Raw genomic sequence first — 12,563 nt, forward strand, 5'->3', positions numbered from 1 at the left:
GGGGATGTAAAGTAATGGAAATTACATTAGAAAAGGTTTTACAATTTCAACCGGAAGAACAAACTACGTATCACTTTTTAGTAGTAGGCGCAGGGGGCACTGGCGGGTACCTCCTGCCTAACCTTGCTCGTCAAGTTTCATTATCTAACCAAGTGATGAAAGGCCAAGGATTACGACCTCATACAATCACAGTCATCGATGCAGATGATGTAGAGGAAAAGAATTTAACACGGCAAAACTTCATTCCCAATGATATTGGCAAAAATAAAGCAAAAGTTCTCGCTACAAGATATGCGAAATCATTTGGTGTGCCTATTTCCTACATCGAAGAGTATATCGAGAGTAGAATGCAAGTATATGAATATTTGCAAAATATTACTAGTAGTGTATTTCAGAATCCTGATAATGGTTCTGTAAAACAAATGCGTGTCGTGGTCATTGATTGTGTGGATAATACAAAAACGAGACACTTTCTTAAAACTGCTGTATCTAATTTTACTCGATGCCCAACTGATTTTATTTCTTCGGGAAATGAAGAACGAGCTGGTCAAGTTGTTTTTGCTCCGAATCAAAATATTGGAAATAAGCTTTCCTTATTTAGAGCTCTTGATAAGGATGATAATAAACTAATTGTAACTAGCTCAAGAGCTACTTTCCCGAACCCTATGGAAATTTTTCCAGAGTCGATGCGACCAAAGGATAAACTTCCCTCGGAAGAATCTTGTGCAGAGCACGCAGTATCTGCTCCACAAAATATTCATGCCAATATGACAGCTGCGAATATTATTTTTGGTTTTGTAAACAAGTTAATCAATTGTGAACCAATTAGTGAAATGGCCGTATTTTTCAATACAAGTAATTCGTCCACCAAAACTTATTTTGCTAAAAGAAGTGACATCCTAAACTTACTTACCATCGAAAATCCTAAAAATCCTTATATGACTTCTTTCTTATCCTTCAAGGGCTTCATCAAAGAGTTTGGGGAGATTAGTGAAGAAGACTGGACAGCTTTGACAGATGCTCGAAAAGAGCTCGTTAAGGAGTCAGAAGAAGCTGTTACAGTAAGACATGCGGATAATATCGATTCTCCTGCTGAGGGAGTAGCATAATGCATTCAAAGATTGAAAAGACAGAAGCTGGGAATTTTTCAGCTTCTCTTTTCTATAATTCAGATAAGCGAAATAAAGGTTTAAAACAACTTACAGGATATATTGATGGCTCTGTTATAGGTAATGATGATTTTAGAAAAGGTCAGGATGAAAGCTTAAAATTTTTAGGTGCAGGATGCTCTTATCAATTGTTAGATAATGATACTCTCATTTCAAGCGGGGGTTCAGTATTGGAAACTTTCTACGAATTTAGAAATGAAATTATGGCAACAAACTGTCATATTCCAGAATTTGAAGGAGTTTATTTATTACTTTCCAATATTAAAGAGATGTTTGACAGCTTAGACGACATACACTTAGTTGTGAAAACTGACAGCCAAACGGTTATTGAACATCTTTATGGTTCTCGACTTACAAATAACCCTATACAAGCTAGAATCAAGAGCAGTATTTTAGGGATACTTTATCAGTTAGGTAGTTTCGAACTAGAATATATACCACGAAGAGAAAATCATGTCTGCGATTCATTGGCTAAAGAGTATTCAAAAATGAAGATTTCTGGAAAAGGGACAATTAAATGAAGACTATTCTTTTCCATTGGCTAATGAGTTTAACTCTTAAGCCTAGGAGTTTTAATAATAAAATTTTAAATAAAAAATTATGTAAATGTAAGGTTTACACTCTTGATGAGGAAGCTAAGATGATTTCAAGTAATATCTGGAGTGTATTAAAAGAAATAAATGAAGGCAAGTATAAATCCGGATGTTTATTTAACAAAGCTTCTAAATTCTCGGAGAAGCGCTACTTATCAGGTCTTTACACATACAATCAGATAGAAAATATTTTTAACGAGTACGGATTTGAACTTTTCTGTACTCCTTAAATTTATTCTCTCATAATAGGAGGAAAATTTTTGGTAAACTACTTTGTTTTTGAAACCTTTGTAAAGTCTGAATATGATGAAATGACATTCTATTTCGATTATGCAATTGATAATAGTCTTTCTTCATCAGAATTTGAAACGGTTAAAATCATAAGAGCGATTGAAGAGACGGCGAATAATTACGACAATGAGGAAATAAATTGTAAAATAAACAGTTTGACTCATAGTATTGAGTCCTACTTTGACAATATAAGCCCTAACATTATTTTTTATCAGTTATCTCGTGTTCAAAAAATGCTAGAAAAGGCATGTAGTGAACTTTATGGAGATAAAGTATTTATTCGACGAAGTAGTATAGGAACCGATGAATTAAAGATTCCTATCTACTACAATAAACTAGCAGAAGAAATGGAGCGTTAAGATGAACATTTTCTTTACCTCGGATACACATTTTGGACACAAAAATATCTGTGGTCCAAACGGCTTTGAAGAGAAGCGAAAAATTTTCAAAGATACCCATGAAATGGATAAAGCAATAATAAAATCATGGAATAAAGTGGTAAATGAAGAGGATACTGTTTATCATTTGGGAGATTTCTTTTTGCATAATTCATATAGAGCATGTATCGATATTATCAATCAATTAAATGGCTCTATTGTATGGATTGCTGGCAACCATGACTCTCACAAAAGTGGGAGAAGGCTAGAAAATTATTTTAAAAACAACAGTGAAGGCTCAAAGGGGAAAATTAAGTTTTGTCCTTCGGGTGAACGCTTAATTGTAGAAGGTTACACCCTTTATTTGAATCATTTTGGACTATTAACTGGACCCAGAAAGAAAATATTCTCAGTCCATGGACACATTCATGCGGCTAAGCCAATGTATCTGAGCCATATAAACGTTGGAATAGACAATATTGAATCTGAGTTCAAGGACACACCTTTCGGAGAACCCATCTCTTTGGATAGTTTGTTGGAATGTGTAAAGAGAAGAGAATCAATAATGGTTGAGAATGGTACTTATTCTATCTATCACAACACAAAATCTATGGAAGTCGGTCAAAAGATTCAAGAAAAGATTCTCCTAAAAAAGGGAAAAGCTTCTATAGACGAAATTATTGAAAGAATAGAAAGTTTTCAAACTTCAGTGTCTTCAGAGAAGTCTTACGACGAACTTTTGAAAGATATCCAAGAATCATTAAAGGATATACAGGAATTAAACCAAATCAAATTCATTGGGGTTTCAGAGGATATCACTAGAACATTTTTTGAATAGAAAAATTAGACTCTTTATTCTGAGAGTCTTTTTTTTATTTCTAATCAAATTTGCTATGGACTTTTTGATTCACTCAGATTACTCAAATTAATATAAAGCACTAAGGAGGCTAACAGATGAGTTTGAATAGATGTTGGGTTTTAGATAATAAAGGAGTTTTTGAGGATACGGAGGAAGGTAGAGCGGCAAGTTTAAACTTGTTTCGAGAATCTTTAAATCTTATGTATCCAGGTTATGAAGTGAGAATAACATCAGAGCTTAATGAAACGGGAAAAGTTAGGGCCTACCATGGAGAAATACTTAATGAATTTGATGAAGTCTGGTATAGAAAATCAAGTCTTACACTTTTGAACAATCTTCAAAATGCGATTTCAGAGGTGGAAAAATATGTCGTTAACTAATCCAGTTCAATTTACTCACTTGCATACACACACGCCTAAAGGTTCCTTGCTAGATGGATACATGAGAATTGATAAGGCGATTGAAAAGGCATTGGAATGGGGGATGGACTCGCTAGGTATCTCTGACCACGGAACAATGGCTGCTCATCCTGAGTTTAATAACCTTTGTAAAGAAAATGGTATTAAACCTGTTTTTGGAATGGAAGCATACATTACTCCAGATAAAACATTTAAAAAAGCGGACTTTGAGTCTGTTAACTATACAATTTTAACTGATGATGAAGGAACAGCGATTTTAAACAAAAAAGGAAAAGAGCAGTACATATTCAAACTCTTTTCAAAGGAAGAATTTTCTTCCCATTCAGAGAACTTCAGCAATGTATTAGAAATAAGCCCTAAAAGTACAATGAAGAAATTTCTAACTGAAGCCAAGCCGCATATTCAAACCAAAGCTCTTGAAATTCTCGAAAGAGACTATGAAGAATTGGCATTAGCGATGGGAGAAAAACGTCCATTATCCGAACTCAAAGCCAAAGAAAAGAAACCTTACTTACAAATTGCTTCGGATAGAGTGTTGATGGAGAATGTACTCGGTATTGAAGGCGATGCAGCAAGAAGTAATTACTTTCAATGGTTTCCAAGTATATCTCATCTACTTCTAATTGCGCTAAATGACGAAGGATATCGAAACTTAATAGCTTTGAACAACATCGCTCATTTAGAAGGGTTTTATAAAAAGCCCCGGATAGATTATGGAGACATAGCCAAATATGGAAAAGGTATTGCAGCTACAAGTGCTTGTTTAGGTGGAACAATTCCCCAGTTGATTATGAAAGGAAAAATAGAAGAGGCGAAAAAAGAAGTTGAACTTTATATGAACGCTTTTGATGAATTTTATTTTGAAATTCAACCCTCTAAGCAACCTGAACAATGGCATGTAAACAAAGTCTTGATTGAGTGGTCCAAGGAAATGGGTATTCCCTTAATCGCAACGAGCGATGTCCACATGGTAACACACGATGAGTTAGCTATTCATAAGCAGCTCATGAATATAAACAAGGGGAAAGAAGACGATGATGATAATGACATTTCTGTATATGACTCATGCTACTTCATGCATCCGCAAGAGTTTTTAGATAACGGTATTCCTCAAGAAGCTCTACAAAATGCCTATGACTTAGCTCATCGGACGAATGTCACCATTTTGGATGATAATGACTGGCGCTATCCTGTATGTGAAATACCAGAAGGAGAAGACTACGATACTTATTTAATGAAGCTTGCTGAACAGGGATTGTTTATGCGTTTCATGAATGACCAAACCGGGAAGATGGATTGGAATTTATATCATGAGCGACTGTATTACGAATTAGAGGTAATCAGAAATAAAAAGATTTCTGCCTATTTTGTTATTGTATGGGACTTTCTAAATTTCTGTCATGAGAGAAATATTTTGACTGGTCCTGGACGTGGTTCTGCAGCTGGAAGTTTAGTGGCCTATTCTCTCGGTGTGACGAACATTGACCCTATTCGTTGGGATTTGCTATTTGAAAGATTTCTTAATCCCGAACGACCTGGCTTTCCAGATGTGGACTCGGATGTTGATGGAACGAGACGTGCAGAAGTAATTGATTATCTTGGAAATAAGTATGGGCACGACAAAGTGACCCAAGTGGGGACCTATATAACGATGGCCTGTAAATCAGTGTTGAAGGATATCGGTAGAGTCCTTGGTATAAACCACGAAGAAATCAATGAATTAAACAAAAAGATTCCAGACCAAATGAAATTGGAAGATGCACTTCTACAAGTTCCAGAAGTCGGAGAATTTATGGAAAAATATCCTGATTTACTTGAACTAGCTTTAGAAACAGAAAGTATGCCGAAAACTTCTTCTGTACATGCTTGTGCAATTGTTGTATCGACAGATAGTCTTATGGATTCAATTCCCTTAATGCGTGGGAAGAACGAAGAGATAGTTTCTCAATACGAGGGACCAGAACTTGAATCTATAGGTTTTATAAAGTTTGACTTACTTGGTTTAAAGAACCTTTCTGTTATTGAAGGTGCAAGAGCATTAGTCGAAGAAAAACATGGTAGCGCAATTGATGTTAACAATTACTCCTTCTTTGATGACCCTAAAGTTTTTGAATTGATTCAAAAGGGTGACACTGATGGTATTTTCCAATTAGAGTCAGATGGAATGAAGGGTGTATTCAGAGGTCTTAAGAAAGTTGATTTCGAATCTGTAATTGCTGGTGTTGCTTTGTATAGACCAGGTCCAATGGCAAATATTCCTGCGTATCAAAGAAGAGCAAATGGCACAGAAAAAATTACCTATCTGAGTGAAGAATATGAGCAATTCACCAAAAATACATTCGGAATATTGATTTACCAAGAGCAAGTAATGATGTTGTCTCAGGTAATGGCCGGATACTCCAAAGGTGAATCTGATGTTTTAAGGAAAGCCATCGGTAAGAAGAAAGTAGAGTTACTTGATAAGGCGTTAAATGAACTGAAAACCTCACTAATGCGTAATGGGCACTCTGAGGAGCTTTCTGACAAGATTTGCGAAGAGATTAGACCATTTGGAGCCTATGGATTCAACCGGTCTCATGCGGCTGCATATGCCTTTGTAGCTAGCCAAACAGCATATTTTAAAGCAAGATATCCTTTAGAATTCTTCACTTCCCTCCTTACAGTCAATGCAGCCAAAAAGAAAAAAGTAGTGAAATACATTGAGGATGCTAAAAATCATGGCATTAAAATCTTACCACCGGACATTAATCGGTCAAAACTTGGCTATTCCATTGAAGGTTTCAATACCATTCGGATGGGGTTAGAATCGGTCAATAATCTAGGTAAAGCTGCCATAGATGAAATTGTAGCTAATCAGCCATATTCCTCATTATCTGATTACTCATTAAGAAGTGGCAAGAATGCTATTAATAAAAAGAATATTGAAACATTGTCTCTTTCTGGGGTATTTGACTCATTTTATCCAAGAACGGTTAATAGGATGGAAATTTTGGCTGATGCTTTTGTATCTAAAGGAGACGCCGAAAATGCCAACAAGGCTTATGGAGAGATTGATGTATTTAACAACGTAGCAAAACTTGAAAAAGAAAAATACTATTTAGGCTTTTATTTTTCAGGACATCCACTTGATGGCATTGGAGAAGATATAGATTTGAGCGTACCTGATGGACAAACCGTAAAGGGGAAAGCCATTGTTTCTACAATTAAAGAAATCATCACTAAAAAAGGAGACCCAATGGCGTTTATTGATTTCTCCTTTAAAAACGAAGTCGTTTCTTCAGTAGTATTTCCTGACACGTATAACGAAGAAATTGTATTCAGGAAGAAGCAAACAACTTACAGGGATTTGCTAAAAGAAGGAATGGTGGTAGATGTAAGTGGTGTCTTTAAGTATGACTTAAGAAGAGATGAGCGGAGTTTTATCATTACAAAAGTCAATGTACCAGTTAAAGCAAATCGAAAATTCTGGGAATTAGAAATATAAAACGAAAGGGGTAGTAAATATGTCACCAAAGGAAATACGAGAGGTTAAAGGTAAAAACGGGGAACCCATTATTGATGTAGTTAAAATCATAGATTTAGCGGTGCGCTCTGGTAAACGGAGTAAGTATGCAACCGGGATTCTGATGGATACCTATGGAAATAAATATACTTTCAATTGCTGGGACGAAACACTTTCATTAAAAATGCAGGATATGTATCAAGTGAAAGAATTGGTAGGAGAAGTAGCTGGGAATACAAACATTTATAATGACAACTTCCAAGTTGTAATCGATAAGATGAATACCGAGATTACAATTGATTCTTCAATTTTTTTACAAACACCATACAATGCAACTGAAATATGGAGTGATGTCAATAGTCTGATTCATACCAAGACTTCTGAAAAGGCTCATGCAGTTCTGAATATGATTTTAACCTCAAAAGAAGGGCTATTTAAACGGTTCTTAGAAGAGTTCTCTGCGAAATCTCATCATGATAATGTACGTCATGGTCTGCTAGCCCATACTGCAAAGATGATAAATATTGGCTCTGTAATTGAAGGTCAGCATCCAAATTTATTTAAAACGCAAGACCAAATTGATTTGTTTTATATTGGTTTACTAGTCCATGATATTGGAAAGACTTTAGAAATGTATAACGGTCAATATATGGCAAACAGCTTCGTTTCTCATCGCTTTTTGGGGGCAGAATTAGTCACTGAAGTGAAAACTCAAATCGTTGATACCTATAGTGAAGAATGGTTCTATCAATTGATTGCCATCATTCTACAACACCATGGGCATTTTGAAGAGCGTCCTAGAACACCAATGGCTTTATTAATTCACTACATCGATAGCTTTGAGGCTCAGTTAACTAATCTAGATGAAAAGGTTCAGGAAAGTGACGACACTCCAGTAATAAATAGTGTTTTTGGAGATGACTACTTGCACTTAACAAAAGCAACATTCTAATTGAGGTACAGGGAATGCTCCTTCGATTCAGGAGGGGCATACGCCCATCTCACTAAAAGCAAATCATTAACAGGAAAGGAGAAGGATTTAGTGGTTTTTAAATTGATAGTCGCTGGAAATAGGGATTTTACTGATTACAAAGTTGTCAAAGAATCTTTGGATTTCTTTTTACGTAACGTTAAAAACAAGGAAGCCATTGAAATCGTCTCTGGCAATGCAAAGGGAGTAGATTCTTTAGGTGAAAGATATGCGAAAGAAAATAATCTACTGCTTACTTGCTTTCCTGCAAAATGGGGCACTTTTGGAAATGCAGCTGGACCAATGCGCAATGCAGAAATGAGCAAGTATGCTGATGCATTAGTAGCGTTTTGGGACAAACAAAGTAGGGGCACACAATCTATGGTCAATTTAGCAAAGGCTGGTGGATTGAAGGTTCGTATTGTAGACATTTCTGGAAGAAAGTGAGGAGGGAAGTATGAAGTTTATTGATTTTACAGTTGGGTTAAATTACAAAACATATCATTCGAATTCTGATTCAGTTAAATCACAGATTAAAGGTTTATTGGAAGTTAATCATGTCATCGTGGTGGCTGAGGATGAGTGGACACCTTATCACGACAAGTACAGCTTCCACATTGTTGATGATGATGATTATTTCACTTTGTCTTTTGTTGGAGTATATCAGAGTTATGATTCTGAAGAGGTTATTAATTTAATAAACATTATCCTTGAAAGAATACAAAAAGATGATTCCCTGCTTTTCATTGGGGAAACCAAATTTGTCCCTGAGGAAGAGGGATTAAGAAATTATATTACTAGGTCAGAAGAAAATGAAATAAATAAATTGATAACAATTTAAGGAGAGAAAATTATGGAAAACAATCAATTGAATGTAGCACAACCAATCGAGGAAACATTATTGCAAATGGCCGCACAAGGAGCTGTTTCAAATAGTTCAAATCAAATGCCGGTAAGTCCTAATCCATTAGAGGTAGCTTTCAATCAAGGGTTAGCTTCGGTTCAAGCTATTCCTGATACAAGCATTGTTACACCAGGTGTGATGCCAGCTACTTCTTTAACCCCTGAATCTCAGGTTACTGCAGTCGTTCATCCACGAGTAGCAGGGGTAGAAGTAACTCCAGAATTAGCAGTTGCTTTGGGATACAATTACGCCGCTTTGGCTGCTGAACAAGGAATTATTGTTCATACAGAAGCAGAACCAGGTTCCTCTGTACCAGAGGGGGGAGAAACATCGAATACTCTATCTGCGTTTGTTGTAACAGAAGGAACTTCTCTACATGCGCATCAAGCAGTTATGTATTTAGGGACTAATGGATATGGGCAAAATATCACAGCGCTAAATAATGGGACTTATAGCTGTAGTGAAATTACGGACCAAGCAAAGTTACTTCCAAACTTCTTTGTTCGCTTAATTCAACGGAATCCTCAAGAGCTAAAAATGTTATTAGAAGCATATGGATTACATGTCGTCTTTGAAACAATTGGGGAGAATAATGAATTCGAATCTGAAGAATCTATTATTAAAATTTTTGGTTCAAGTGAAGATGATACACCACTCTTTTATATTTTTGATAGTGAAAAGGACCAATGGACTATTAATTATAGTAGTAAAAATGGTTTAACACAAAATCTATTTTCATCTTTATATAAAACATTGGAATACTATATTTCTTTACCTGTCGAAGTTAAAAATACTAGTTTAAAACGCATCGTTTCTGCAGTGTTAATGTCTCCTCATAGCGAAGCTGCTACTACCGTTTACGCAACAAGTATCGAAGACTTTCTAAGCAAAGTAAGCGAGCAAAATCTTTCACGTGATTTAACCGTAGTCAATGGCCGTATTCTGAATGATGTTTTAATGGATGTGCCTTTATCTGAATTTTTAGCACAAGTCACCACAGTACAAAATAATCAAAAAGTCCGATACATGGATTATCGAATTGAAAAAGATGGCCTTAAAAGTGTAATTGAAAACATTCGTGCGATTAACGTGACTACAGGCGAACTAGTAGCTACTCCAGAAGTAGTAATTTTAGATAGTTTTTCATTTTTCAGTGATGCAGATTCTGTAAACAATCCCGCTAAGTTGGAAGAATTTTACCAATTAGAAGCAGAAGCTCCAGGAATTCACGAGATTACTGCAGCTGATATTTTTGAAGTAGCAGAATCAAAAGGTCTCAAGATTATTTAATTACTATGGGGAGGTTTGACTCCCCTTTTTTTTATTTTTTACTGGACTTTTTGATTGAAAGAAAATAATTTCTAAAAAACGAAGGAGGAGTTACATATGACATTGCAGTATTTAGTAGTGAATTATGATAAAAAGCAATTTTTTCATCTTTCCGGTAGTAGTCTGGAAACACACTTGATTAAAAATAAAGAGACCAATTTCTTAATTAATCTTATTGCTGGGGATTGGAAAGGTGAACGTGTATCTGTAATTACGAATACAGCAGAAGCAAAAGGCAGTAATGTATTAAACTATGATTCAATGTTCTTCAGATTCATTGAACTAGAGCTAGGTATTATTTGGACAGATGAAGATGGAGATATTTGTCATTTATCTACAAAGGTTTTTGACCATGTATTAGAACACTTTTCTGAGATAACAGTAGAAGATACGGTCATTGACGAAGAACTATATATCTACAATCCTGCGAAAAATTGTTATATTGACATGCAAAAAACACCAACCCTGGAATCAAACCTGATGGTTTTTGATGAAGATAAAATGGTTGACGTTGAGAAGGTTATTATGAATCCAATTGTAGCCTTTTTGCTGGTTGGTTGGCGCAACGAAGAACCTGTTATTGATGCGAATAGCATGCATAACCGAACTTGGATTTCAGAAAGTTCTAGAATCGAAGTATTTACTTCGTTAAATGAGCAGCTTAATCGAGAAAGTGTTCATGCTGTAGAACTAGACTTTATTAACATGGGCGAATCCCAAGAGAACTTATTTGGATTCTATACAACTAGAATCGAAGCATTAGTTGAGCAAAACGAATCTATCAAAGACTACGGAATTGGTTCTGACTTGAAATCGGATTTAGACAAATCTATGCAGACGTATTTAATGGGGTAGATAGCTTATGAAAAACTATTATGCAATTTCAGATGTTCACGGACGGCTAGATTTGCTTGAAGAGGCAATTAAAACTGTCGACTTATCAAAACCGGAAAATACTCTTGTATTAGTCGGAGATTATGTTGATAGGGGTCCTAACTCATTAGGAGTTTTACAATATATTATGTCTCTCAAATCTAATTTTCCTAAACAAGTTATTACTTTAATGGGGAACCACGATAAGATGTTTCTTGATTTTATTTTTGAAGGCGATACCCTCGGACTGGAAAATGACTGGAATCTAAATACCGTTAAGAGTTTTTTATCTGAGCACGAATATTTTGAGGACATTTCATATTTTGAGAACAACATCTATTTGAAAAAGGATTATTCAGTTGTTACAAATGAAATAAGAGATTATATACAACAAAGATTTCAATCAGAATTAGCATTCCTTCAATCTCTAGATTATTACTTTGAAAGCTCCAATTTTATTTTTGTGCACGCTGGAGTAGATTTTGATTTAGAGGATTGGAGAGAATCCAATAAGTTTCGGATGATTTGGCAAAGGCCATCATTTAGAGAAGTCAATAATACGGGTAAGGTTCTTGTTGTAGGACATACTCCAGTCAGTTCCTTTACCAAGGATAAATCTAATGATATCTTCGAATACTCCGTTGGTATAGGAGACTCTATCTTTTATATTGATGGAGGAGCAGTATTGTCTAATCAATTGAATGTATGGATAGGAAGAGAGAAGGAATATTAAATGAATGAAAATGATTTGCCTTATTTAGAGTGGCTCGAATGGTACAAAAATCAGGATTTACCTAACTACCCAATGCCATCAGTTACAGTAGACAATGTCGTTTTTAATAGAAGCGACGAGATTCATGTCTTGGTGATAAGAAGAAAAGGCCATCCTTTTAAAAATATGCTGGCCTTGCCAGGAGGATTCGTGAATCCATACGAGAATCTTCAAAGAGCAGCGGCTCGAGAACTTAAAGAAGAAACAGGTCTTGAATCTTTAAATAGTCAATTAGTGGGCGTATATGGAGACAAGGGAAGAGACCCACGTGGATGGACGATTTCGATTGCTTTTTCGACTGTAGTAGAAGACTTTCCTGAAGTAATTGCTATGGATGATGCTTCTGAAGCCTTTTGGTATAAACTTAAAGACTTTGAATTGGAATTTTTACTGTCCGGCGACAAAGACTATTTTGTTTTCGGATTTAATAGTTTTGCTTTTGACCATGCACAGATTATTTCAGATTCACTCAAAATGTTGAAATAAAATACAGGAACAGGAGAGT

General features: G+C 35.5%; 13 protein-coding genes. All 13 read left to right on the forward strand.

The window, feature by feature from the left end; genetic code table 11:
• The first annotated feature begins 14 nt into the window (after positions 1-14).
• The 13 genes from A5882_RS17940 (at position 15) to A5882_RS18005 (ending at position 12,544) form a co-directional block, all read left to right on the forward strand.
• Complete coding sequence (locus A5882_RS17940; protein ID WP_086373305.1) at positions 15-1,109, forward strand: ThiF family adenylyltransferase; 1,095 nt, start codon at positions 15-17, stop codon at positions 1,107-1,109.
• Positions 1,109-1,690 (forward strand): reverse transcriptase-like protein, encoded by a 582-nt coding sequence (locus A5882_RS17945; protein WP_086373306.1) that lies wholly within the window; start codon positions 1,109-1,111, stop codon positions 1,688-1,690. The genes A5882_RS17940 and A5882_RS17945 overlap by 1 nt, the downstream gene beginning before the upstream one ends.
• A 332-nt stretch (positions 1,691-2,022) precedes the next feature.
• The gene (locus A5882_RS17955) at positions 2,023-2,412 is read left to right on the forward strand and encodes a hypothetical protein (protein ID WP_086373308.1); all 390 of its coding nucleotides are present in this window, start codon (positions 2,023-2,025) and stop codon (positions 2,410-2,412) included.
• A 1-nt stretch (position 2,413) separates the two neighbouring features.
• Positions 2,414-3,268, forward strand: a complete 855-nt coding sequence (locus tag A5882_RS17960; protein ID WP_086373309.1) for a metallophosphoesterase — start codon at positions 2,414-2,416, stop codon at positions 3,266-3,268.
• A 116-nt stretch (positions 3,269-3,384) separates the two neighbouring features.
• Positions 3,385-3,669, forward strand: a complete 285-nt coding sequence (locus A5882_RS17965) for a hypothetical protein (RefSeq protein WP_086373310.1) — start codon at positions 3,385-3,387, stop codon at positions 3,667-3,669.
• Positions 3,656-7,192 carry a DNA polymerase III subunit alpha gene (locus A5882_RS17970; RefSeq protein WP_176462051.1) on the forward strand — a complete coding sequence of 1,179 codons (3,537 nt, stop codon included), beginning with the start codon at positions 3,656-3,658 and terminating at the stop codon, positions 7,190-7,192. Before A5882_RS17965 ends, A5882_RS17970 begins: the two co-directional genes overlap by 14 nt.
• Before the next feature lie 19 nt (positions 7,193-7,211).
• On the forward strand, positions 7,212-8,162 hold the full coding sequence (locus tag A5882_RS17975; protein WP_086373312.1) for an HD domain-containing protein: 951 nt from the start codon (positions 7,212-7,214) through the stop codon (positions 8,160-8,162).
• A gap of 90 nt (positions 8,163-8,252) precedes the next feature.
• Positions 8,253-8,627, forward strand: coding sequence for an SLOG family protein (locus tag A5882_RS17980; protein ID WP_086373313.1), 375 nt, complete (start codon positions 8,253-8,255; stop codon positions 8,625-8,627).
• Between the two features lie 10 nt (positions 8,628-8,637).
• Positions 8,638-9,021, forward strand: coding sequence for a hypothetical protein (locus tag A5882_RS17985; RefSeq protein WP_086373314.1), 384 nt, complete (start codon positions 8,638-8,640; stop codon positions 9,019-9,021).
• 12 nt (positions 9,022-9,033) lie between these two features.
• On the forward strand, positions 9,034-10,374 hold the full coding sequence (locus A5882_RS17990; RefSeq protein ID WP_086373315.1) for a hypothetical protein: 1,341 nt from the start codon (positions 9,034-9,036) through the stop codon (positions 10,372-10,374).
• 96 nt (positions 10,375-10,470) lie between these two features.
• A complete protein-coding gene (locus A5882_RS17995; RefSeq protein WP_086373316.1) occupies positions 10,471-11,268 on the forward strand; it encodes a hypothetical protein in 798 nt (265 codons plus the stop codon).
• 7 nt (positions 11,269-11,275) lie between these two features.
• Complete coding sequence (locus A5882_RS18000) at positions 11,276-12,019, forward strand: metallophosphoesterase family protein (protein ID WP_086373317.1); 744 nt, start codon at positions 11,276-11,278, stop codon at positions 12,017-12,019.
• Positions 12,020-12,544, forward strand: a complete 525-nt coding sequence (locus A5882_RS18005; RefSeq protein WP_086373318.1) for an NUDIX hydrolase — start codon at positions 12,020-12,022, stop codon at positions 12,542-12,544.
• Positions 12,545-12,563: the final 19 nt, after the last annotated feature.

This window comes from Enterococcus sp. 4E1_DIV0656 (assembly GCF_002140695.1).
In the GTDB taxonomy this organism is placed as follows: domain Bacteria; phylum Bacillota; class Bacilli; order Lactobacillales; family Enterococcaceae; genus Enterococcus_D; species Enterococcus_D entomosocium.